This is a genomic window from Streptosporangium sp. NPDC023963 (genome assembly GCF_040639135.1).
Taxonomy (GTDB): domain Bacteria; phylum Actinomycetota; class Actinomycetes; order Streptosporangiales; family Streptosporangiaceae; genus Streptosporangium.
Genome location: NZ_JBEZZK010000008.1, coordinates 33016 through 56264, shown reverse-complemented (window position 1 = coordinate 56264; position 23249 = coordinate 33016). Strand labels below are relative to the sequence as shown.

The window sequence follows — 23249 nt, the reverse complement described above, 5'->3', positions numbered from 1 at the left end:
GACGACGGCCGCGGAAGGGACGACTGTCGCGGAAGGAGGGCCTCCGTCGGTTCCGGTGGTGAGGGGAAGGTCTTCGTCCGTGGCGGTGGTCAGGGGGAAGTCTTCGGCGGTGACGATGGCGGCGACGGAAAAGGGGCAGCCCTCGCCCGCGTCCGTGACGGAAAAGCGGGTCGCGCGGGGCGTCTACAGCGACGAGAGTCGTGCGACGGCAAGAGCCGGAAAGCCGGCGGTCGAGGGGTCGGTGGGCAGGGAGCCGGCGGGCGGCGGGTCGGAGGTCGAGGGGTCGGCGGGCAGGGAGTCGGTGGTCGGGGAACCGGTAGGTGGGGAGCCGACGGTCGAGGGGTCGGCGGGCGGGGAGTCGGTGGGTGGGGAGCCGGCGGGCGGCGGGTCGGAGGTCGAGATCACCAAGACGGCCTCGCCCATCCTCGCCAAGCCCGGACAGAAGGTCACCTACACCGTCAAGCTCCGCAACGCCGGTGATACCGGCCGGTCGGACTTCACCTTCACCGACGACCTGTCAGGCCTGCTCGACGACGCGCGCTTCGACCACGACCAGTCGGCCACCTCGGGGACGGTCTCCTTCACCGCGCCCGAGGTGACCTGGACCGGCGACGTGGCCGCCGGTCAGACGGTGACGGTCACCTACGGCGTCACGGTGGACGACCCTCCGGCGGGGGACCTGCGCCTCTCCGGCGAGCTGGTCGGTCCCGAGGGCTCCAACTGCGCGGCCGGTTCCGCCGATCCCGCCTGCGGGAACCTCGGCGCGCCCGGTCTGCCGCTGCTGTACGTCCTCATGACCGCCGACAGGGAGACCGCGGGTCCCGGCCAGGTGGTCACCTACACGATCACCGTCGGCAACGTCGGCAACGCCGTCTATCCGGGGGCCACGCTCACCGGAGAACTCTCCCGGGTCCTCGATGACGCGGCCTACAACGGCGACGCGCGAGTCACGAGCGGCACCGTCTCGTACGGCGCGCCGAGGCTGGCCTGGACCGGCGACGTCCCGGTGGCCGAGACGGTCACGATCACCTACAGCGTGACCGTCGGCACCGCGGCCACCGGGGACGGGGCGCTGGACAGCGCCGTCCAGGCCCCCGGGGGCGGGACGAACTGCCCGAACCCGGCACCGTGGTCCGCCAGGCTCGCCGCTCCCGTTCCCGGCGCGGGTCTCGGCTGCGCGCAGCGGGTCGCCGTCGAGGGGACGACGAGCACCGGGGCGCTCGCACCCGAGGCGACCGAACCGGGTGACGTCGCGGTGGACGCGAAACCCGGGCCCGACTGCCCGGCGGGGTCGTCCGGCCCTGGCTGCGAGAGGCGGCCGGCGGAGACGGCCTCCGCCCCGGCGGCCGCCGACGGCTCCGTGACGGCGCCCGAGCCGGATTCCGCGCCGATTCCCGCTCCCGGCTCGGTTCTCGCTCCCGCGCCGATTCCCGCTCCCGGCTCGGTCCCCGAGCCCGCGCCGGTTCCCGGTCCGGCACAGGCCCCCGCCTCTTCCTCGGGGGCGACGCCTGTTCCCGGCCCGGAGCGGACCCCGGTACCCGCGCGGGTGCCGGGTCCGCTTTCCGACCCGCCCCCCGACCCGTCGTGCGTGCCGGGGCGGGGACGGTCCGTCTCGATCCCCTGCCCCGCCGGTTGGTCTCGCGTGGAACCGGCCGGTCCCTCGCTGCCGTTCACGGGCCTGCCGTTCTGGCCGGTCCTGGTGGGACTCCTGCTCTCCGGCCTCGGTCTGGTCCCGCGGCTGTGCGCCCGGCGAGGGAGACCCTAGCCGGGCACTCGGCGCGGCCCGGCTAGGGAGACCCTGGCCGGGCACTCGGCGCGGCCCGGCTAGGGAGACCCTGGCCGGGCACTCGGCGCGGCCCGGCTAGGGAGACCCTGGCCGGGCACTCGGCGCGGCCGGATCAGACCGGCTGGACCCGACGGCGACGGCGGAGCAGGAACGCGCCGGTGACCAGTCCCGCGACGGCGGCGGAGGCCAGCGAGACCGGCAGGACCCAGTCGGCCGTCTTCTCCGGCACGGCCACGGTGTTGATGTCCGTGGCGCAGACCAGCACGGGTCCGGTGGCGCTCCTGCGGGCGCAGGCCGTCGTCGCCAGGTTCCGCACCGCGGCCCCCGCGACCGCGCCGACCCGGGCGCTCACGTGGACGATGGCGTCCTTCTGGGGCGGGACGTCGACCGTCCACGCCACCTTGCCCTGCTTCACCCGCCCTCCGGCGTCGGCCTTCACGAAGGTCATCGACGGTGGCAGGGACTGCACCAGGAGGACGCGCCTCAGCTGGGCGGTCCCCTGGTTGCTGATGCGGAGTGTGTACGTGTTCTCCGCACCCGGAGTGGTCTCCCTCGCCCCGTCGTCGAGGGAGATGGAGACGGAGGGGACCGGATCGGCCCAGGCGAGGGGCCATCCAACAGCGGGTGCGGCGATCGCGGCGAGCAGGCCCACACTCGCCAGATGACGTTTCATCCTCGAACCTCCATGATGACGCTAAGTAATCACTCCATAACAGCATTCAGACCCTCGTGGGCGCTCTCAACGCGCCGGAAGTGCCGAGCGTGTCGTTCGCCGGTTCACCGGTTCACCGGCCTGCCGGGTCGTCAGCCCGCAGGTTCGTCAGCCCGTCAGCCCGTCAGCCCGTCAGCCCGTCAGCCCGTCAGCCCGTCAGCCCGTCAGCCCGTCAGCCCGCGGGCTCGCCGGGCAGCCGGGCCGCCGGGTCGTCAGTGGCAGGCGGAGTCGAGGACGACGGCGTTCGTCTCGGCGCGCTCGCCCGCGTTCCTCCGGTTTCCGGCCTGCAGTGCGGGCATGGAGCGGGGCGGGGCGGGCGGCGCCGCCAGGGTGGTGATGACCTCGCGCCTGATCCGGTGGTAGTCGGGTGCACCCGAGTAGATCAACGGGGGAACGAACTGGAGGCTCCTGATCCTGGAGTCCTTCACCTTCTCCGCCAGTTCGACCAGGTCGGGCAGCAGCTGACGCGGGATGTCGGTGGAGATCGCGTCGACGGCGGCGGTGGCCAGTTTCTCGAAGCTCTGGAAGACCGCCATCGGGTCGGCCTGTTTGGCGACGGCGTTCAGCAGGCACTTCTGGCGGCCCATCCGCACGTAGTCGTCGCTGTCGGTGCGGGACCTGCCGTACCAGAGCGCCTCCTCGCCCGAGAGTTTCCGCCTGCCCGCCTCGATCAGGCCCTCGTCCTGCCTGCCGTACACGATGGGGTCCTTGATGCGGACCCGCACACCGCCTATCGCGTCGACGATCTCCACGAATCCCCTCATGTCGACCATCGCGTAATAGGGGATGTCGAGCCCGAGGATGCCGCTGATCGTTCTTTTCAGGAGGGTCGGGCCGCGGTGCCGCTTGTTCTGCCGGGGAACCATCTCGGGGTAGTCCTCGGCGTACTGGTACACCTCGTTGAGCAGGCCCGGCGTGTACGGCGGCTCGCCCTGGAAGCCGTAGGGGAAGCGGTCGCGGGCCGGGCCGGGCGGCATCGGGACGTCCTCCAGGTTCCTGGGCAGGCCGAACAGCACGGTGTCGCCGGTCCGGGTGTCGACGCTGGCCACGGTCATGCTGTCGGTGCGTACGCCGACCCGGTTGGCCGCCGCGTCCGCGCCGACGAGCAGGATGTTGAGCCGGTCCAGGCCCTTCCACGGGTCCACCGGGATCGGCGTGACACTTTCGGCGAACACCGAGGTCACCACGTTGTGGGAGATATAGGCCAGCCGGGCCGCGTAGACCATGGGAGCGATCACCAGCGCGCACAGCACGCCGATGGCGGCGGCCGAGAGGTACTTGGCCGAGGGGGGCGCCACCTTCGGCCGTACCAGCAGGTAGGAGCGGATGATCACGGCGACGGCCACGGAGGCGACCAGCATCGCGGTGAGCGCGAAGACCCAGAGCCAGGCCGGTTGCACGGCGAGGGAGAGCAGGGAGGGCCCGGCGGTCAGCACGGCGGTCGCGGCGGCTCCGGCGAGGGTGAGCTCGACGCCCATCAGGAAGGCGCCGGTCAGGCGGCGGCCCACCCAGATGTGGGCCAGGCCCCACAGAACGGCCGAGCCCAGCGTCAGTGCCAGGCTCGATCCGACGCCTGTTCGCCCCGTATTGCCTGCCATAGCCGTGACATCTCCTGTCCGTCAGCCCAATACGTCGCAGGTTAGTAACGGTTTTCGGTTGAATCGGCTATGTGGTTGTTCGACGCGCTGGGGGTGGTGGGTCAAGGTTTGTAAACCAGATCTCGCCGTCGCGATGACGCTGATCTCCAAGTTCGCGTCAAAAAGAGTCCGTAACTGGTTTTGTCCGGCAAACGCGGGGATTCCCAGGTAAAGCGGTTAGGGGGCCCCGTGCGTAGAGTGATCGGTTCGATTTTGATCGCGCTCGGATGCCTTCTCGCTCCCTTCGCCCTCACCGCCCACTGGGCGGCGAACGAGATCGCGGACCCCGACCGTTACCTCCGCAACGTGACCCCGCTGGCCGCTCACCCGGCGGTCAAGAGCGCCGTCACGAATCGCGTCACCGACGAGATCGTTTTGCAACTGCGCGGGCTGGGGCTCTCGGTCGGCGGGGAACTCATCCGCGAGACGGCGAAGGCGGGCGTCGACAACGACTTCGCCGTCGCCTGGTTGGACATCAACAAGCTGACACACCGCCGGTTCCTCGCGATCCTGGGTCACTCCCCGAATCCCGGCGCGCAGGAGGACGGTGTCGGCTACGACCTCGCCCCGGTGTACGAGCTGGTCAAGCGGAGGTTGCAGGTCGCCGGAATGGGGGATGCCTCGCGCCTGCCCGAGGCGCACCCCGTCACCCTGCTGCTGCCCACCTCCGCCATGATCACGATCGACAAGGGTTACGACAGGCTGATCTCGCTGAGGTGGGTCCTGCTGGGCATGTCGCCGGTCCTGATCGCCGCGGGGGTGGTCCTGGTCCGCGACCGGTACGCCGCGCTGATCGGCTCCGGGCTCGGCCTGGCCGCGAGCATGCTTGTGCTGGCGGTCGCCATGTCCGCGGTTCGCAACGTCTACCTGCCCGACGCCGTCGCCGGTGGCCTGTCGTACGCCGCCGTGGTGGCGATATTCGACGCGCTGACCGCCTTCCTGAGGAACGGCCTTCGGGTGATCTTCGCGCTGGGCCTTCTCCTGGCGGTGACGGGCTTCTTCGTCAGGGGGAGGCTCGTCCGTTCCAGGCTCGCGGCGGCGGCGTTCGAGGCCCGTGCTCACCAGTGCGCGGAACCCCCGAAGGACGTTTCCGAAGGGTGATAGCCGAGCCGGGTGCGCGCGGCGGTGATGTCGAGGGTCCGCTCGACGGCCAGGTGGCCCGCGGCGTAGCGGGTCAGCCGGGGCGGGCGCGGGCGCCGGAGCAGCCGTGACACGGTCTCGGCGACGGCGGCGAGGGGGTCCACCAGCGTGAGCGGCAGGTAGTACGGCTCGGCGTCGATGCCGCGTTCCCCGAGGATCGCGCGCAGGGCGTCGTCGAGCACGACGGGCTCGGCGTCGGTCACGTTGAAGACGCCGTGGTCGACCGGACCCTCGGCGGCGAGCAGACAGGCCTGGACCAGGTTGTCCACCGAGGTCAGGCTGATCCGCTGGCGGCCGTCGCCCACCGCGAGCAGCCTGCGGCCCCGGACCGCGCCGAGGACCCGGGGGAGCAGCGTGGTGTCCCCCCTGCCGTAGACCGCGTGCGGCCGCAGGATGACCGCCCGCTCCAGGCACCTCTCCGCGGCGGCCTTCGAGGCGCCGTACGCGTTGGCGTACCGCCCGACCGGGGCGGCGTCCTCGGCGGCCATCACGGTCGGCCGGAACGGGTCGTAGACGCTCGCCGTGCTGACGTGCACGAACCTGGCGCCGGGAAAGGCGGCGGCGGCGTTGCGGGTGCCGTCCACGTTGGCGGCCCAGATGTCGCGCGGCGGTCCCCAGTCCGTGACGCTCCCGGCGCAGTGGATCACCACGTCCACCTCCCCGGGGAACGTCGCGGACCGGGGGCCGAGAAGGTCCCACGACGTGTAGGGAGCGCCGCCGACGTGCCCGCCGTCCACCCGGGGCCGCCTGCCGAAGGCCGACACCGTCCAGCCCCGTGCCACGGCCGCGCGGCAGACCGCGCCCCCCACGAATCCGGAGGCGCCCGTCACCGCGATCCGCAGCCCCCGCCCGGTGCGCCCGCCGGGCCCGCCGGGCCCGGGGGCCCGCTCGGGCGTGGGCCGCTCAGGCTTGGGCCGCTCAGACACGGCCCGCTCGGGCGTGGGCCGCTCAGACACGGCGGGCGACCAGGTCCCGCAGGGCGGCACGGTCGAGTTTGTCGGCCCGGCCCGAGCGGGGGAAGGCGTCGAGCGGCTCGATCCGGTCGGGCAGGGCCGCGGCGTCCACGATCCCGGGAAGCGCCCTGCGCAGCAGGCCCTCGTCGTAGCCGTCCGCGGGAACGACGGCCAGCACGACCTCCTCGTCCCCGGTCTCGGGGTCGGGGAGCCCGACGATCGCGGCCTCGGCCACCCCGGGCAGCGCCGCGACACCGGACTCGTACAGGCCCGGGTAGATGTTGACCCCGTCGCGGAGGATCATGTCCTTCTTCCGGCCGAGCAGCACCAGCCGGTCTCCTTCGAGCCGGACCAGGTCGCCGGTGGCGATCTCCCGCAGCGGCTCCTCGCCGAGATAGCGCCGCGCGAGGTGGGGGCCGGAGACGAACAGCTCGCCGTCCTCGGCGATCCGGACGCCGACGCCCGGCAGGGGCACCCCGAGCAGATCTCCCCCGGCCTGGGCCAGCTTCTCCCGGGCGGACGCGATCGCGATGGGGAGCGCCTCGGTCATCGCGTAGACCGACAGGACCTCGGGCCCGGCCTCGATCGCCCGGCGGAGCACGCCCGGTGGGGCCGGGGCGGCGCCGAGCAGGAGGTAGCGGAGGGTCGCGGGGAGCCTGGGGGTCTCGCGCAGCAGCCGGTCCAGGTGGACCGGGACGGCGAAGGTGTGGGTGGCCCGCCGAGCGGCCAGTTCCGCGGCGAGGTCACCGCCTCCGGGCAGGGACCAGGTCGCCCCGGCCAGTAGGGCGGGGAGTCCGAGCATCAGCTGGTCGGTGTGCACGACGTCACCGGGGCCCAGCGGGAACACGCTCCGGAACATCTCCAGCCCGGCCGCGAGAGACCCCCGGGTGTGCACCACCCCTCGGGGGCGTGCCGTGGTGCCCGAAGTGAAGATCACCGCCGCCGGCTGGTCAGGGTTCGTCCCGTACGCCGCCGGACCGGCCTCGGGACCTGCCTCCCGGCCGCCTCCTCTACCGGTGGGGCCGGTGGGGCCGGTGGGGCCGGTGAGGCCGCCGGACGACCGGAGGATCCGGGAGAGCCGCAGCGCCCCCCGGGGGACTCCCGGCAGCCACGGGCCCGTGTACAGGTGGCGGACGGGGTGGCCGGGAAGCGGGTTCGCGAGGTCCGGCAGGAGCAGGCCCCGGCGACGGGCCAGGCCCTTGAGCGGACCGCTCAGGGTGTGGAGCAGGGACTCGCTGACCACCCACGCGGGCCGGGTCGCGGCCATCCGGGCCGCGAGCACGTCGGGCGCCAGGCCGGGGTCCGCGAGGACGAGCGTCCCGCCCGCCGCCACCGCTCCCAGCGCCAACGTCACCGCGTCGACCCCGGGCCGCACCGCGAACAGCACCCCGTCCCCCGGCCGCATCCCGGCTCCCGGCCGCGTCCGGCCCTCCACCCGCGCCCCGTCCTCCGGGCCCGCTCCGGCTCCCGGGCGTCCTCGGCCCTCCGCCCGCGCCCCGTCCTCCGGGCCCGCCCCGGCTCCCGGGCGTCCTCGGCCCTCCGGCGGCCCGCCCATCGCGTCGCGGACCGCCGAGACCCGGCGGGCCAGCTCCCCGTAGGTGATCTCGCGGCTCCGGCCGTCGACGATGGCGGTCCGCCCCGGCTCCCGCGCGGCGACCGCCATGATCCCGCTGACGATGTCGTTCACGCGGTGCCGGCCCGGCTGCTGACCCACAGGTGCTCGTAGGTCGGGATGAGGACCCCCCTGGCCGCGCGCCGCCGTACGACGCGAAGCCGGTGGGAGAGCAGGACCGAGGCCACCGCCCGGATCTCCGCCAGGGCCAGCGGGTAGCCGATGCAGAAGTGCGGGCCCGCGCCGAACCAGAGCCTGCGCAGCTCGGGCGGGTGGGCGCGGGAGGGGTCGAACGGGCCGTACGCCCTGGCGCAGTTGTGGGTGACGATCAGCACCCGGTCGCCGGGGCGCACCGGCGTCCCTCCGACGCGCGCCGGAGCGGCCACCGAGCGCAGCATCAGCGGGGTCGGCGTGGTGACCCGCATGGCCTCCTCGATGACCGTGTCCAGGTCGCCCACCGGGGTCCGGTGGTCGTGCAGGAGGGCGACGAGCCGGGGGACGAACGTGGCGACGGTCTCGGTACCGGTCAGGAAGAACGCCCCGGCCGCGCCCCTGGCCTCGGCCGCGGACAGCCCCTGCGCCCGCATCCGGCCCATGACCGTCGACTCGTCCCCGGCCTCGTAGGCGGCCTGCGCGATGTCCCCGATCCGGTCGAGCACCCGCCGGGCGACGGCCACCTGCCGGTCCGACAGCCGCCGCGAGCGCAGCGAGACCATCGAGACGACCCGCTCACCGTCCGCGAACAGCTCCCTGGCCCGCGCCTCGGAGACCTCGCCCAGCCCGATCACCCGGCAGATCACCGCCCCGGCCATCAGCCGCATGGCGTCCACCAGGTCGACCGTCTCGCCACGCTCCAGGCGTGCGGAGAGATCGTCGAGCGGCCCGCGGAGCACGTCGTCCACCAGCGCGGACACGTACCCGGCGGTGAACAGCGGCATCAGTTTCCTGCGGAGCGCGAGATGGCCGGGTCCCTCCATGTTGAGCAGCACGGAGGGGCCGAGCACGGGCGTCCACAGGTCGCCGGGCGAGCCGGGTCCGTCCTTGCGGAACCGCTCGTCCATCAGCACGGCCCGCGCGACGGCGGCGTCGTTGACCACGACCCCCAGCCCGGGGACGCGCACCACGGGCCCGAGCCGGGCCAGCAGCCGCATGAGCGGGTAGGCGAAGGGGTGGGCGGCCAGGTAGAGGCGGGTCTCGTGCCTCACCGGACGTCGATCACTTCTGGCCGGTAGTGGTGGTCGGCGTACCAGGCGAGGGTGCCCGCGAGGCCGTACGCCCGCAGCCTGCGCACCGAGCCGAAGACCACCACGTCGCGCCGCGAGGCGTACGCGGGGGTGAGGGTACGCACCCGGTTGACCAGGGCGCGGTCCTCGTGGACCTCCTCGATCGCGGTCCTGGGGAAGCCTCCCGCGCGCTCGTACAGGTCCGCGGTGATGGCCAGCGTGGCGCCGGGCATCATCACGTACGGGCCCCGGTAGCGCGGGTCCCTGTTACCCGGCCGGAAGCGGCCGAAGGCCGCCGCCACCTCGATCACGAACGGGATGAGACGGCGCTCCCAGAACTTCAGCCGGAACTCGTCGGTCCGGGGCCGCAACTGGCCGCCGACCATCTCCAGCCCGTCGTCGAAGGCCCGCCGGATGTTGCGCACCCAGTCGGGGCGGGGCAGGCAGTCCGCGTCGGTCCTGGCCAGGTGGGTCGCCCCGTGCGCGATGGCGTGGCGCATGCCGGTGTCGGAGGCGGCGCCCGTGCCCTTCCTCGTCTCGACGACCACCCGGACGCCGTGCCGCCGTACGACCTCGGCGGTGCCGTCGGTGCTCGCGTTGTCCACCACGAGCAGCGTGAAGTCCCGGTCGTCCTGCTCGGCCAGCGCCCGCAGCGTCGCCTCGATGCCGGGGGCCTCGTTGTAGGCGGGGACGATCACCCAGAGGTCCGTCGCGTTTTCGCCGGCGTCACGCCGGTGCCGATCCGTCACATCTCCGCCAGCATCACGCCGGTGCTGATCCCGCCGCCGAGCCCGAGCAGCGCCACCCGGTCGCCCGGCCGCCAGCCGCCCAGCGCGAGCTGGAGCGGCAGCGTCGTCGAGGCGCAGTTGCCGTGCTCGGGCAAGCTGACCACGAGCCTGTCCTCGGGGATGTCGAGCACCTCGGCCAGGAAGCGCAGGTAGGGCAGCGCCACCTGGTGCACCGCCACGATGGCGAAGTCGTCCCAGGTCAGACCGGTGCGCTTGAGCGCGTTGAGGAAGATGTCCGGGCCGATCGCCTCGAAGGCCTCCTTCAGCCGGCGCCCGTCGCCGCGGAAGTAGGAGTACTCGGGGTCGCGGGGGTGCGCCGAACCGCCCCCGGGCAGGGTGCCGACCGCCCAGGCCGTGGAGTCGGCCGCGAAGTCGCGGTAGAAAATGCCACGTTCCACATCGGCGGCGACCGTGACCGCGGCCCCGGTGTCCGACAGCGTGTAGCCCGCGAACGAGTCGACGAACTGCGCGCGGTCCCTGACCCGCCACCGGATCGCCCGCGACGGGATCTCACCCGAGCAGACCAGCACCTTGCGGTGCGCGCCGGTCAGGATCAGCGCCTCGGCGATCTGGATCCCGTTGAGCATGCTGTTGCAGGCGTTCTTGACGTCGAACACCGGGCACGAGAGTCCCAGCTTGGCCGCGACGATGTGCGCGGTGGCGGGCTCGACCATGTCCTGGGAGGCCGACGCGAAGACGAGCAGGTCGACGTCGGAGTGGTCGAGCTCGCGGGCCGCCTCCGCGGCCAGGTCCGACGCCTGCTGGTCGTCGCGGGCCACGTGACGGCGCCGGATTCCCGTCAGCCGCTCGACGACGCCTCCGTGGGGCACGTAGCCCTCGATCCGCCGTTCGACGTCCGCGCTGGAGACGGTCCGCTCCGGCAGATACGTCGCGACGCCCGTGATCCGGGCTTTCATTGATCTCCCTAAACAGCGTCAAGTCTCCCCATGCTCGCGCAATGTATCTAAAACACGGTGGTTTGTCCTGATCGCGCGGAGGTGAAGGGGGCAAATGGGAAGGAGGAGAACACCGAAACGACGAAACTCACCCCGGTATGAGCCGGCCGTGAAGGGGTAGCAGGTACCGCCATGAGCGACGTTCGGACGGGGCCGGTGACCACGAAGGTCCCCGCACGGTTGGACCGGTTGCCATGGTCACGATGGCACTGGATGGTCGTCATCGGGCTCGGAACCGTCTGGATCCTCGACGGTCTCGAAGTGACGATCGTCGGAAACCTCTCCGCCCAGCTGGCCAAGGAGGGCAGCGGCCTGGCGATCACCCAGGCCCAGGTCGCGGGTACCGCCGCCGCCCTCTACGTGGCCGGGGCGTGCCTGGGGGCGCTGTTCTTCGGCTGGCTCACCGACAGGTTCGGCCGCAAGAAGATGTTCATCATCACGATGGTCGTCTACCTGGTCGCCACCGCCGCGACGGCGTTCTCGTTCTCCGCCTGGTGGTTCTTCCTGTTCCGGTTCCTGACCGGGTTCGGCATCGGCGGCGAGTACGCCGCCATCAACTCGGCCATCGACGAGCTCATCCCGAGCCGGCACCGGGGCAGGATCGACATCATCATCAACGGCAGCTACTGGCTCGGCGCCGCGGGCGGCGCGCTGCTGACGGTGCCGCTGCTCAACAACCTGCCGCTGAACATCGGCTGGCGTGTCGCGTTCGGCATGGGCGTGGTGCTCGGCCTGGCCATCCTGCTGGTGCGCAGGCACGTGCCGGAAAGTCCCCGCTGGCTGTTCATCCACGGCCGTGACGAGGAGGCCGAGGGGCTGGTCGACGGGGTGGAGAGGCAGATCGAGCGCGAGAAGGGCGTCAAGCTCGACGAGCCCGAGCGGTCGATGACCATCCACCAGCGCAAGTCCATCGGGTTCGGCCGGATCGCGCACACCATGGTCGCCCGCTACCCCAAGCGCACCGTCCTCGGCCTGTCGCTCTTCATCGGCCAGGCGTTCCTCTACAACGCCATCACCTTCGGGTACGCGCAGATCCTGTCGACCTTCTTCGGCATCGAGACCGAGACCGGCTACTACTTCGCCGTCATCGCGGTCGGCAACTTCCTCGGCCCGCTCCTGCTCGGGCGGTTCTTCGACACGATCGGCCGCATCCCGATGATCTCCGGCACCTACATCCTGTCCGGGGTGCTCCTCTTCGGCACGGCCTGGTTGTTCAACCAGGAGGTGCTGACCGCGGTCACGCTCACCGCCTGCTGGTGCGTGGTGCTCTTCTTCGCCTCCGCCGGGGCGAGCTCGGCCTACCTGACCGTCAGCGAGATCTTCCCGATGGAGACCCGGGCCATGGCCATCGCGTTCTTCTACGCGATCGGCACCTTCGTCGGCGGCGTGTCCGGGCCGCTGATCTTCGCCAGCCTCGTCGAGAGCGGCAGGCCCGGTGACACCGCGCTGGCCTTCTGCATCGGCGCGAGTCTCATGATCGCCGCCGGGTTGGTGGAGCTCTTCCTCGGGGTCAAGGCCGAGGGCAAGGGCCTGGAGGACATCGCCGAGCCACTGAGCACCGCCTCCGGCTGAGCGCCTTCTTCGGGTGGACGCCCCGTCCGGGCGGAGCGCTGTCCCGGCCTGAAAGACGCCTCGGGCCGAGGGGCGTCCCGGTCCGGGACCGCTTCGATCTGAGGGACGCTTCGGCCTGGGGCGTTTCGGTCTGCGGCGTCCCGGTCTGCGGCGTCCCGGTCCAGGGCGTCTCGGTCCAGGGTGTCCCGGTCCGGGGTGTCCCGGTCCGGGGACGCGGCTCCGCCGGGAGTTTGGCGGCCCTCTGCCGCGGCAGAGGAGCACATAAGATCACTTTTCGTAATCGACCGGATTGACCGTGATCGACCTCGCCGGGCTGAACACCGTCACCCGCACCATGATTCTGCTGGAGGTATGAATGCGTGACACAGCTCGTGCGTTCGCCATGACCACCGCCGCCCTCGCCCTCGGGCTGACCGCCTGCAGCGCGGGCGGGCCGGTCGACGGCCGGCCGGTCGCGCAGTCCGTCCCCAAGGCCGGTGAGAAGACCAAGAAGCCCGAGAAGCCGGCCGGACCCGTCACCCTGAAGTACTGGACCTTCTCCCCGCCCGAGGCCGCGCTGAAGAGGGCGATCACCGCGTTCGAGCAGGCGAACCCCGGCATCGAGGTCGAACTGCGCACCTTCGCCGAGGCCGACTACCGCAAGCGGCTGCCCAAGGCGCTCGACGGTGACGAGGCACTCGACGTCGTCGGCGTCCAGGTCCCGACGATGACCCGCGCGGTCGCCGACCGGCTTCGCCCGGTCGACGACTGGAAGGACAAGGTCTCCGGCGGCTGGGTCGAAGAGCTCGACGAGAGCGCGGTGGAGCAGACGAAGAAGGCCGCCAAGAACGGCAAGCTCTACTCCGTCCCGATGGGGTCCAGCGGCGGCGCGGTCATGTACTACAACGCCAATCTCCTGTCCGAGCTCGGGGAGTCCTTCCCCGAGACGGCCGCCGACCTGGAGTCCGTCGTCATGCGGGTCAAGAAGGAGATCCCCGGCCTCCGGCCGGTCGTCTTCTCCGGGGAGCCGCGCCGGCAGGAGGAACTGCTGTTCACCGTCGCGAGCCAGACCCAGCCGACCCTCTCCGACGACCTGCTGGCCGGTGACAAGCCGTGGAACGGCCCCGAGATGGTCTCGGCCCTGAGGGCCTACGGGTCGTTGTTCGACCGGGGTGTGCTGGCGAGGTCGGCGCTCACCCTCAAGGGCGACCGCCCGGCCGAGCTCTTCCGCGACGGCAAGGCCCTGTTCCTGGTGGACGGCTCCGGCCGGAGCCCCATGCTGTCCGCGTCCTACCGCGACACCACGAAGACCTCCGTCAAGAAGGTCGGCGTGGGCCCCTTCCCGACCGTCCTGTCGGGTGCCGAGCATGCCGTCCGCAGCGCGGTCGAAGTGGGCCTGGCCGTCCCCAGGAGTTCCAAGCACGTGGCCGAGGCGGCCACGCTGATCGAGTTCCTGACCGCGGGCGGGGGAGTCTCCGGCTGGGCCCGAGACCTGACGATGGTCCCCTCGCGCGAGGACTTCCGGATGGACTCGTCCGTCTTCGCCACCCCGGAGGGCAAGGACGGCTACGCCGCGGTCCAGGAACTCATCAGGGACGGCGGTTCCGTGAACGTCCCCGACGAGGTCTTCCTGGAGCGCGCCGAGGGTGACACCATCCTCGATGTCGCCCATGGCCGGACCACCGCGAAGAAGGCGGCCGACCACCTGCAGAAGGAGTGGTCCCGCGGCCAGTGACGGTTTCCCGGCACGGCCGGTGACAGCCGCTCCTCCGTGACGGCTCCTCCACGGCGGCTCTTCCGTGACGGCTCATTCGCGGCGGCTCTTCCGCGGCGGCCGGGCACCCTTCGTGGCGCCCGGCCGGATCAGGCGTCCACGAGCCGGAAGGTGCGGCGGTAGGCCATCGGCGAGACGCCGATGGCCACCTGCAGGTGCTGGCGGAGCGAGGCGGCGGTGCCGAACCCCGACCGCAGGGCGACGCCGTCCACCGGCAGGTCGCTGGTCTCCAGGAGCCGCCGGGCCAGCTCGATCCGCTGCAGGATGAGCCACTGCCCCGGGCTGAGGCCCATCTCCTCGCGGAAGCGCCGGGTGAAGGTACGGCGGCTCATCCGGGCGTGGGCGGCGAGCTCGCTGAGGGGGAGCGGCTCGTGCAGCCGCTCCAGCGCCCACGCCCTGGTCGCGGCGGTCGTCGCGGCGGTCGGGGCGGGAAGCGGGTGCTCGATGAACTGGGCCTGGCCGCCGTCGCGCCAAGGAGGGACGACGCATCGCCTGGCCACGCGGTTGGCCACCTCGGTGCCGTGATCGCGCCGGACGATGTGCAGGCAGAGATCGATCCCCGCGGCCACCCCGGCCGAGGTGAGCACGTCCCCGTCGTCCACGAACAGCACGTTCGGGTTCACCTTGACCTTGGGGAACAGCTTCTGGAAGTGGTCGGCGCTGCTCCAGTGGGTGGTCGCGGGACGACCGTCGAGCAGCCCGGCCGCCGCGAACACGTAGGCGGCGATGCAGATCGAGACCAGGCGGGTGCCCGGCCGGATACGCGCGATCGCGGCGGCCAGGGGCTCGGGGAGCCGTCCCTCGCCGAGGGTCGTGCCGAGGGCGTGGGTGGCCGGGATCACCACGGTGTCCGCGCCCTCCAGGGCCTCGGCCCCGTGCTCCACCGTGATCGAGAAGTCGGCGTCGGTGCGTACGGGGGCGCCGTCGACGGTGCAGGTGAGCACCTCGTAGAGCGGTCTGCCGTCCGGGCCCCTGGCGCCGCCGAAGACGCGCGGCGGGATGCCCAGCTCGAAGGGGATCACACCGTCCAGGGCGAGCGTGACGATCCTGTGCATGGCCCGATTCTCACACAGGGAAGGTACGGGCCATTCTCGCAGGGGCCGCCTTCGCGGTTTCCCGCGACGCCCGCCCCCGCCACGAGGTGAGCGACGCCCGCCCCCGCCACGAGGTGAGCGACGCCCGCCCCCGCCACGAGGTGAGCTCAGGAGGGGGCCGCGCTCGACAGCGGCAGGCGGAGGACGAGCCGGGCGCCGCGGCCGGTGGTGCTGTCGGCGGCGTAGAGCCGGCCGTAGTGCGCCACGGCGATGTCCCTGGCGATGGGCAGGCCCAGGCCGGTGCCCCCGGCGTCGCGGCTGCGCGCCGAGTCCAGGCGGGTGAACCGCTGGAAGACCCGCTCCCGCTCCTCCGCCGGGATGCCGAGCCCGTCGTCGGTGACCTCCAGAACGGCCTCGCCCCGCTCGCTCCGGACCCGGACCCGCACCTCGCTCACCGCGTGCCGGTCGGCGTTGGCCAGCAGGTTGGTCAGCAATCGGCCCAGCTGGAGCCTGCTGCCCCGCACCACGACGCCGGGGTCGCGCTCCAGCAGCAGCTCGTGCCGGGACGAATGGCGCCTCATCTCGTAGGTGACCAGCTCGGCGAGGTCGACCGGCTCCGGCGGGCCCGGTGCGCCGGCGTTGAGGCGGGCGAGCAGCAGCAGGTCCTCGATGATGGCCTGGAGCCGTTCCACGTCCGTCAGCGCGGAGCACATCGTCTTCATCGGGTTCTCCGCCTTCGGATCGGAGATCGCCAGTTCGAGTTTGGTGCGCAGCCCGGTCAGGGGGGTGCGAAGTTCGTGGGAGGCGTCGGAGGCGAAGCGGCGCTGGTTCTCCACGGCGTGCTCCAGCCTTTCGAGGGTCGCGTTGACGGTCTCGGTGAGCTGTGCCATCTCGTCCCCGGAGGCGGGAACGGGCATCCGGCGGCTGAGATCGGAGGCGGTGATCTCGGCCATCTCGGCGCGGATCCGCTCCACCGGCGCGAGCGTACGGCCGGCGAGATGCCAGGTGCCCCAGCCGAGCAGCGCGAGAAGTCCCAGGGAGAAGAGCGTCAGCGCGATCTCGAGGGAGTTGGTGCGGAGGACCGGGGGCTCCGGCGCCGCCGCGTAAACCATGACGTCGCCGTAGACGGTGTGGGCCATCCGGAGACCCACGGTGATGTAGCACTCCCGTTTCGTCACCGAGGAGCTCACGCACGACGTCCCGTCAACGCGCATGTCACCGCCGACCGGGCGCATCCGGCTGATCGGGGCCGAGCCGAGCATGGCGGGGCTGGCGGCGACCACCCGGCCGTCGTTCGCGACGACCTGGATGCGGTCGACGCGGTTGACCGGGAGGATGACGGTGTCCGGGCGGCCCTTCTGGATGTCCAGGCCCGTCTTCCTGGCCGCCACGGCCGTCGCGCCGACGAGGTCGGCCACCAGCCTGCTCTGTACGATCTGCCACGTCGCGAACGCGCCCGTGCCCAGGGCCAGGGCGAACACGACGATCGCTATGAGGGTCACCCGACCCCGGATCGAACGCGGACGTCGCAACGCTTGTACCCCCTGAAAAGCGGCTTTCCTTCCCTAAAGACGCTTTTAACCATTTATAGGTGGCTGGCCTTAATCCCCGGGCAAAGCACGGCCAAGTTCTCACGCCCGTTCGGCGGCGAAGGCAATGGTTTCCGCGAGCCAGGGGCCGGGAGGGTGCCGTCGCGGCCTCCGGCCCCTCCACGGCGGGTCATCCGTTCCCCTGCGGATCGCCGCGAAGTCTCCCGGCAGGACGATCAGGCGCCGGCGCACGAGTCGTGGGTCGCGTCGAATCCCTTCAGGCTCTCGTCGTCGTCGCGGGGAAGCGGCTTCAGCCCTTTCCAGTCGTCGCCGATCGTCAGGACGAGCCTGCCCGTGGTCGCCCGGCGGACGGGCAGCGGCCTGGCGGCGAGCAGGTCGCGGCTGAGCGTGGGCGCCTTGGCGGTGCCGTTCGGCGAGTAGGCGATCGTGGTCGTCGGGTACGGCTTGCGCGACGCGTCGCCGATCCTGGCGACGTGGTAGCCGCGCTCCTCCAGCTGGACGGCGACCAGGGTGGCCAGGCCGGACCGCATGGTCCCGTTGCGCACCTCGACCTGGATCTTCGAGCGGGGCACCCTGGTCTGGCCGCCCTTGACCCCGGAGCCGCTGATCGCCCGGTCCGTCGCGACGATCCTGAACAGCCTGCCGCTCTGCGGCTGGACCCACTCCACCCGGCCGGGGTGGACCAGCGAGTAGCGCCACGGGGTGGTGATGAAGTGGATCTGCCCCGCGGCGAGTCCCTGCGCGCTGGTCGCCAGGTCCCGCATGACGCCCGGAGTGAGGCCGGGGTCGGTGGTGACCGACTTCGTCGCCGCGTCGAGGAAGCCGAAGAGCCGGGTGGGGTCGGTGAGCGTCTCGCCGCTCATAACCTTCTTGACCATGGAGGCGATGAACATCTGCTGGCGCTGGATGCGCCCGATGTCCGACCCGTCGCCCAGGCTGTAGCGGGCACGGACGTAGCCCAGGGCCTGCTCACCCCCGAGGTTCTGGCGCCCGGCGGCCAGGTGGAGCAGGGCCTTCTTGTCGTTGATCGCCTCGGGTACGCAGACCTCCACGCCGCCGACCGCGTCGACCATGCCCTTGAAGCCGGTGAAGTCGACCTTCACGAAGTGGTCGATGTGGATGCCGGTGAGCGACTCGACGGTCTTCCAGGTGCAGGCGATGCCGCCGGAGTTGAACGATTCGTTGATCATGCCCACGTGCGGTCGCTGTCCGGGCAGCCCCTGCCTGGCCCGGCAGGCGGGGAGCTGGACCATCGAGTCGCGCGGGAAGCTGACGACCATCGCGTTGTCCCGCTTCGGTGAGATGTGCGCGAGCATGATCGTGTCGGTCCGCTCGCCCGCCACCCGGCCGTACCGCGCGTTCTTGCCGCCCCGCTGGTCCGAGCCGACGACCAGGACGTTCATCGCCTTGCTCGCGGCCTTGACCGGGCGTCGCCCGAGATCCTCCGCCGAGACCTCGACATGCTTGACGTTGCCGGTCAGCTTGACGTACGCGCCGGCCACCGTCCCCGCCGCCACGAGCACCACGGCGGTGACGGCGGCCACCAGCCACCACAACCACCTGCGGCCCGGCCGCCACGAGCGCCGCCCGGGCGGCACCGGCGGCTCGGGGGGCGGTTCGGGGAATGCGTCGATCAACCCGCTGCTCACGTGACTCCCGGGGGGAAAGCGGCCATGGCGTGCGCCCGTGACCGAGGAGCCGTATTCCGGCCGTCGCAGAGTTTACTAACCTCCCGGTACGGCTGGTCCGGTGCGGGTCTGCCCTGCGTGAGGTACATACACCTGTCCTGTGCAGGGGTGCGTCTCCCTGTTACGATCCGCCGGTGATTATCCGTCAGGGGTATCTCGGGGACGTACCGGCCGTCCTGGCGATGTTCGACGGCGCGGTGGCGTGGCTGTCCTCCCTGGGCCGCACCGGCCAGTGGGGCAGCGAACCGTTCTCGCTCAACGCGGCCCGTGTCGAGAACATCACCTCGTGGGCGATGTCCGGCGGGATGCGCATCGCGGAACTCGACGGCCGGCCCGCGGGCTGCCTGGTGGTGGGGACCGCGATGCCCTACGTCCCTCCCGCCTCAGAGCCGGAGCTGTACGTCCAGGGGCTGGTCGTCGACCGGAGACACCACGGCCGGGGGGTCGGGGCCGTCCTGCTGGAGCGCGCCCGCGCGGAGGCCGCCTGGCTGGGGGTCGCGCTGGTACGGGTCGACTGCTACGCCGGAGACGACGGCCGGCTGGTGGCGTACTACGAGAGCCGGGGCTTCACCAGGACCGAGAGTTTCAAGGTCGGAGACTGGCCGGGCCAGATCCTGGAGGCGAGGCTTCCCGCCGCCACGGGCTGAACGATCCGCTCCGGGCGGCCCGTGCCGGGTGGCCCGCACCGCGAGACGCGAGGAGGGTGCGGGGCCCGTTCCCACGGATCCCGCACCCTCCTGTTTTGCCGGGTGGATTCAGCCCGCGGTGCCCGTCGAGGCCGGGTAGATGCGGAGCCAGTCGACCTCCATCCACGCCTCTCCCGAGCTGCCCTGGCCGGGGAACCAGTCCAGCTGCAGGCAGACCGACATCGAGCTGCGGGTGGCGTTGCCGGAGCGGAACCACTCCTGCCCGTCGATGTAGCCGACGACGCTGTCGGGGGTGACCTCCACGGCGTAGGTGTGCCAGGTGGTCATGTCGATGTTGGCGTGGGCCTGCTCCTGCCCCTGAGGGGTGTGCAGGAAGAAGTTCGGCCGCTGCCTCTCCGGATCGTCGATGACCTCGAGGAAGTCGATCTCCTCACCCGTGGAGCTCCGCACGTTGCCGCCGCCCTCCTTGGGCCACAGCAGGGCGACGGGGTGGTACGACCCGGCGCCCGGGTACAGGCGGATACGGGTCTCCCAGCGTCCGTAGGCCTGGTCGTGACGGGCGGCCAGACCGGCCGTGGTCCCGTCCTCGCGGCCGTACAGGTAGAGCGCCCCGTTGCCGAGGTAGAGCTGTTGCGGGGAACGGCGGCCGTTGCCGGCGTGCCCGGCCGAGTCGTAGAACACCCAGTCGGACTCGTCGAGATAGTCGTCGAACTCCGCGCACCAGGACGGTGCGCCCCAGTTGAGGGCTTGCGCGGCGCCGGCCTCGCCGGTGGCGGCGGGGGCGCAGGGCGCCGCCGAGACCACCTCTCCCTGGGCCGCGCTGAGGGTGCTCACCGTCAGCGCGGCCACCATGCTGAGTACGGCCACCCGCACGTGGGATCTGGTGATCATGATTACTCCTCCCAGGATCTGGCGCAGAGTGTGGAGGGACTGAAGCTCCAGCAGCCGGTGCTCGTCGGGCTGGGGATCGACGACGCGGTCGGGCTCGGCAGCGGCTGGGCGGGGGAGGCGGGCGGCCCGAACACCCAGCGCGGTGCTCTCGCCGGCTCCTGGTTCGCGATCAGCAGGACGGGGGATTGCGAGGTACGGCCCCGCCAGGGCGCGAGGCTCCAGCACGAGGCGATGTCCTCCGGCTTACAGAAGTCGGAGGTGGAGCGCCTGAGCGGGGGCAGGGGCAGGACGGCGGGGATCGAGGGCGCCGGGGACGGGGCGGCCATCGAGGATCGGGTGCTCTGGACCGGTTCGGTCAGGAAGGAGGGCTCGTAGACGCCGGTCCGCGTGGGCGCGGGCCGTGGCGCGTTGGTCGCCCGGCTCGGCGGACCGGTGCGCGGCGGGGCGGTGAGAGTGGAGGCCGGGCTCGCCGACGGCTTCTGGGTCCCCTTCGGAGGGGTGGTGGGCCGCTGGGACGTCGACCTGGTGGGTTTGGGCGCGGGGGTGGCGGTCGGCGCCGGCTTGGTCGCCGTCGCCGTCGCGCTGGGACCCGAGGGCTTGGGACCTGGGCGCGTGGGGAGCGGGTCCGGCGCGGGCCTGGTGGCCCTGTCGGAAGGTTCGGGGCCGGAGGGCTTGGGCGTCGCCTTCGGCGGTTGCGGTTTCCCGGTCGCCGTGGGCCTGGCGCTCGGCGTGGACGAGGAGGTGGCGCTGGCCGACGGCGCCGGGGTGGTCGGGACGGAGGTCGCCGTGGACGTCGCCGACGGCTTCGTGTCGCCGGGCGGCGCCGGGGTGGACGCCGTGGTCTTGGGCGGTTCCTGGGTGGCCTTCCTGCTCTCCGGAGGCGCGTTCGTGGGCGCCGCGTTCTTCTGGGGCGCCTGGGTGGCTCTCCTGGTCTCGTTCGTCTGGGGTGCCTGGGTGGCTCTCCTGGTCTCCGGAGACGCGTCGGCGGTGGGCTCGGCGTTCTTCGGGGCCGCCGGTGGAGCCTCGGTGCGGTGTGCCCTCCTCGACGGCGGGTCCGTCGGTACCGCGTTCCTGGACTGCGCGTTCTCCCGGGAGGGTGGGGAGGACTGCTCGGCGGGAACGTTCTCCTCCGTGCGGGGGGCGGTGTTCCGCTGGCCGGGGCGGCTACGGGACGTGGGAGGGGCACTGCGGGCCTCGGGAGGCGACGCGTCCTCCGAGGGCGGGTTCCTGTCCGGCGTCGAGCCGGAGTCGCGGTTCGAGGGAGGCCTCTCGTCCGGCCCGGAGGTGTTCCCGGTCTCGGGGACGGTGGTCTCCGGGGGGGACTCCTCTTGGGCGGGGGGCGGGGCGGCGGGGGGAGCGGGAGGGACGGCGAACTCCTGCGACGGTGAGTCGGAACTCACGCCGGGATCCGCCAGGGCGGCCCACGGCTGGGCGATGACCGCGCTTGTCGTCGCGGATACCGCGGCCAGCAGAAGGCCGGAGAGTAAGGTGACACGCCGGGACGAGCTGCGTGGGGGCATTGATCGCTCTTCCTGGATCTATGGGGTGGGCTCTGGGCCGGAGATGGGTTTCCAGCCCGCGGCGGTGAATTCCGGGGTGCCCGGGAGGGCGACCTGCGGCACGGAGGTGGCGAGGGGGTCGGGGACGTTGACCCAGTCCCCCTGGTTCGCACCGCGCATGCCGGGCTGCCAGACCATGAGCAGGCTCATGGCGTACGGGCTCGCATAGGTGGGATCGGTGTCGCCGACGCCCTTGGTCGCGGTCACCTGGACCAGGACCGAGACCAGCACCTGATCCTGGGCGCGGGCTTTCCACTGGACGCCGATCGTCCGCGTCCGCATGGCGGCGCCGTCGGGGAGTGCCCCGTCCTTGGGAAGGCCGAGGATCTCCCGCCATCCCGCGACGGCCTCGCGGGCGCCGGCCCGTGCCGCGTCGTGCTGCTCGGGCCGCGCGTACAGCACCGCGGCCTGCTCGGCCTGCTCGGCGTCCAGGGTCCACGCCGCCTCCAGAGCCGCGGCGGCGGCCGAGGCCGCGCCCAGCTCGGTGCGGGGGAACCCGACGGGGTAACCGGCCGCGCCCTCGTAGCCGGAGGGCGGGGCGAGGAGGACGGTGTCCCCGACGGCCTTCGGCGCGGAGGCGTTCACGGGGGTGGAGTCGGTTCGAAGGAGCTGCCATGCCCCGGCCGCCAGCAGGATCGTCCCCACGATCGAGACGACCACGATGAGCATCCGCCGCCGGGCGCTCGGCGGCGGGCCCAGATCCCAGTTCAGCGTGGGATCGTCGGCGACCGGTCGCACTAGTGGCTCCGGTCGGGGCGCTGCCCGAAGGTCTGCCCGGCCGCCGCGGCCAGGCGGAGGTACGCGCCCCGCGTCGTGGGTCGCAGGCGGACCAGGTCCACCTCGGCGCCCTCCTTGAGATGCGGGTCGTAGGGGATGCGGATCACCGCGCGGCAGCGGGAGGTGAAGTGACGCTCCAGCAGGTCCAGGTCCACGTCGGACTTGGGTTCCACGGCGTTCAGCACGACGATGGCGTTCTTGACGAGATCGGCGTGGCCGTGGGCGGTCAGCCAGTCCAGCGTCGCGGCGGCCGAGCTCGCCCCGTCCACCGCGACCAGGCTGACCAGCACGATCTGGTCGGCCAGTTCGAGCGTCGCGCCCATGGCCCCATGGAGCAGGCCGGTCCCGCAGTCGGTGATGCAGATGGAGTAGTAGCGCTCGATGAGCCCGGCGACCGTGCGGTAGTCCTCGGCGTTGAACGCCTCGCTCACGGCCGGGTCGGTGTCGGAGGCGAGGACCTCCAGCCGGGCGGGCGACTGGGAGGTGAAGGCGCGGGCGTCGGCGTAGCGCAGGATGTGGGGGGCCTCGGCCAGCATGGTGCGGATGGTCGCGGCCGTCTCGGACTTCACCTTGATGCCGAGGGTCCCGCGGTCGGGGTTGGCGTCGATCGCGATCACCCGGTCGCCGCGCAGGGAGGCCAGCGTGTTGCCGAGGGCGACGGTCGTCGTGGTCTTGCCGACCCCGCCCTTGAGGCTCATGACCGCGATCCGGTGGTGACCGCTCGCGACGGGGGTCTGGGCCTGTGCCATCAGCGTGCGCCGTTCCAGTTCCGCCGCCGACTCCGCGGGGATGATGCGCTTGCCGGAGAGCTGCCAGACCAGACGGCGCCATCCTCCTGCGGGCTCGGGGCGGCGGTTGGTGAGCAGGTGTTCCGCGGTGAGCGGGACCGTTTCGTGGAACTGCTCGGGCGGGGTGGACGGCGATGCCTGGATGTGGGGAGAGGTATCCGTCATTGCCCTGGTCCTTTCTCG

General features: G+C 72.1%; 18 protein-coding genes and 1 pseudogene. 7 read left to right on the top strand and 12 right to left on the bottom strand.

Features of this window, described 5'->3' with window-relative positions; all coding sequences use genetic code 11:
• The first annotated feature begins 154 nt into the window (after nt 1–154).
• Nucleotides 155–1765 carry a hypothetical protein gene (locus tag AB0F88_RS23880; RefSeq protein ID WP_362687960.1) on the top strand — a complete coding sequence of 537 codons (1611 nt, stop codon included), beginning with the start codon at nt 155–157 and terminating at the stop codon, nt 1763–1765.
• 133 nt (nt 1766–1898) lie between these two features.
• Here the strand turns inward: AB0F88_RS23880 and AB0F88_RS23875 are convergent, their stop codons facing one another.
• On the bottom strand, nt 1899–2459 hold the full coding sequence (locus AB0F88_RS23875; RefSeq protein WP_362687957.1) for a hypothetical protein: 561 nt from the start codon (nt 2457–2459) through the stop codon (nt 1899–1901).
• Nucleotides 2460–2710: 251 nt separating this feature from the next.
• Nucleotides 2711–4096 (bottom strand): LCP family protein, encoded by a 1386-nt coding sequence (locus tag AB0F88_RS23870; RefSeq protein WP_362687954.1) that lies wholly within the window; start codon nt 4094–4096, stop codon nt 2711–2713.
• A gap of 228 nt (nt 4097–4324) precedes the next feature.
• Between AB0F88_RS23870 and AB0F88_RS23865 the strand changes: the two genes are divergently transcribed.
• Nucleotides 4325–5236: a hypothetical protein gene (locus AB0F88_RS23865; protein ID WP_362687951.1), complete on the top strand. Its 912-nt coding sequence runs from the start codon at nt 4325–4327 to the stop codon at nt 5234–5236.
• On the opposite strand, the gene AB0F88_RS23860 is transcribed toward AB0F88_RS23865, so the two are convergent.
• Genes AB0F88_RS23860 through AB0F88_RS23840 form a run of 5 tightly spaced genes read right to left on the bottom strand, consistent with a single transcriptional unit; the run spans nt 5194 to nt 10768 of the window.
• Nucleotides 5194–6231 carry an NAD(P)-dependent oxidoreductase gene (locus tag AB0F88_RS23860; RefSeq protein ID WP_362687948.1) on the bottom strand — a complete coding sequence of 346 codons (1038 nt, stop codon included), beginning with the start codon at nt 6229–6231 and terminating at the stop codon, nt 5194–5196. The genes AB0F88_RS23865 and AB0F88_RS23860 overlap by 43 nt on opposite strands.
• Nucleotides 6224–7942, bottom strand: a complete 1719-nt coding sequence (locus tag AB0F88_RS23855; RefSeq protein WP_362687945.1) for a class I adenylate-forming enzyme family protein — start codon at nt 7940–7942, stop codon at nt 6224–6226. The genes AB0F88_RS23860 and AB0F88_RS23855 overlap by 8 nt, the downstream gene beginning before the upstream one ends.
• Complete coding sequence (locus tag AB0F88_RS23850) at nt 7912–9045, bottom strand: cytochrome P450 (protein ID WP_362687942.1); 1134 nt, start codon at nt 9043–9045, stop codon at nt 7912–7914. The genes AB0F88_RS23855 and AB0F88_RS23850 overlap by 31 nt, the downstream gene beginning before the upstream one ends.
• Nucleotides 9042–9761, bottom strand: a complete 720-nt coding sequence (locus AB0F88_RS23845; protein ID WP_362687939.1) for a glycosyltransferase — start codon at nt 9759–9761, stop codon at nt 9042–9044. The genes AB0F88_RS23850 and AB0F88_RS23845 overlap by 4 nt, the downstream gene beginning before the upstream one ends.
• 47 nt (nt 9762–9808) lie before the next feature.
• Entirely contained in the window at nt 9809–10768 is a 960-nt protein-coding gene (locus AB0F88_RS23840) for a ketoacyl-ACP synthase III (RefSeq protein ID WP_362687936.1), read from the bottom strand.
• 171 nt (nt 10769–10939) lie between these two features.
• Between AB0F88_RS23840 and AB0F88_RS23835 the strand changes: the two genes are divergently transcribed.
• Entirely contained in the window at nt 10940–12379 is a 1440-nt protein-coding gene (locus tag AB0F88_RS23835) for an MFS transporter (protein WP_362687933.1), read from the top strand.
• A gap of 355 nt (nt 12380–12734) precedes the next feature.
• The gene (locus AB0F88_RS23830) at nt 12735–14093 is read left to right on the top strand and encodes an extracellular solute-binding protein (RefSeq protein ID WP_362687930.1); all 1359 of its coding nucleotides are present in this window, start codon (nt 12735–12737) and stop codon (nt 14091–14093) included.
• A gap of 128 nt (nt 14094–14221) precedes the next feature.
• Here the strand turns inward: AB0F88_RS23830 and AB0F88_RS23825 are convergent, their stop codons facing one another.
• From AB0F88_RS23825 to AB0F88_RS23815, 3 genes are all read right to left on the bottom strand, one after another.
• Nucleotides 14222–15187 carry a helix-turn-helix domain-containing protein gene (locus AB0F88_RS23825; RefSeq protein WP_362687927.1) on the bottom strand — a complete coding sequence of 322 codons (966 nt, stop codon included), beginning with the start codon at nt 15185–15187 and terminating at the stop codon, nt 14222–14224.
• A 146-nt stretch (nt 15188–15333) separates the two neighbouring features.
• On the bottom strand, nt 15334–16668 hold the full coding sequence (locus AB0F88_RS23820) for a HAMP domain-containing sensor histidine kinase (RefSeq protein ID WP_362687924.1): 1335 nt from the start codon (nt 16666–16668) through the stop codon (nt 15334–15336).
• Nucleotides 16669–16931: 263 nt separating this feature from the next.
• Nucleotides 16932–18365, bottom strand: a complete 1434-nt coding sequence (locus AB0F88_RS23815; protein WP_362687921.1) for an LCP family protein — start codon at nt 18363–18365, stop codon at nt 16932–16934.
• 173 nt (nt 18366–18538) lie between these two features.
• Between AB0F88_RS23815 and AB0F88_RS23810 the strand changes: the two genes are divergently transcribed.
• On the top strand, nt 18539–19051 hold the full coding sequence (locus AB0F88_RS23810) for a GNAT family N-acetyltransferase (protein ID WP_362687918.1): 513 nt from the start codon (nt 18539–18541) through the stop codon (nt 19049–19051).
• A gap of 108 nt (nt 19052–19159) precedes the next feature.
• Here AB0F88_RS23810 and AB0F88_RS23805 read toward each other — a convergent pair whose 3' ends face one another.
• On the bottom strand, nt 19160–19942 hold the full coding sequence (locus AB0F88_RS23805) for a glycoside hydrolase family 16 protein (RefSeq protein ID WP_362687915.1): 783 nt from the start codon (nt 19940–19942) through the stop codon (nt 19160–19162).
• 30 nt (nt 19943–19972) lie between these two features.
• Here AB0F88_RS23805 and AB0F88_RS23800 point away from each other — a divergent pair, with 30 nt between their 5' ends.
• Both AB0F88_RS23800 and AB0F88_RS23795 read left to right on the top strand, forming a co-directional pair.
• Nucleotides 19973–20317 (top strand): hypothetical protein, encoded by a 345-nt coding sequence (locus AB0F88_RS23800; RefSeq protein ID WP_362687912.1) that lies wholly within the window; start codon nt 19973–19975, stop codon nt 20315–20317.
• 12 nt (nt 20318–20329) lie between these two features.
• Nucleotides 20330–21670 carry a hypothetical protein gene (locus AB0F88_RS23795; protein WP_362687909.1) on the top strand — a complete coding sequence of 447 codons (1341 nt, stop codon included), beginning with the start codon at nt 20330–20332 and terminating at the stop codon, nt 21668–21670.
• A 568-nt stretch (nt 21671–22238) separates the two neighbouring features.
• On the opposite strand, the pseudogene AB0F88_RS23790 reads toward AB0F88_RS23795, so the two are convergent.
• Nucleotides 22239–23144: pseudogene (locus tag AB0F88_RS23790) on the bottom strand (MinD/ParA family protein); the annotation flags it as partial.
• Nucleotides 23145–23249 lie beyond the last annotated feature (105 nt).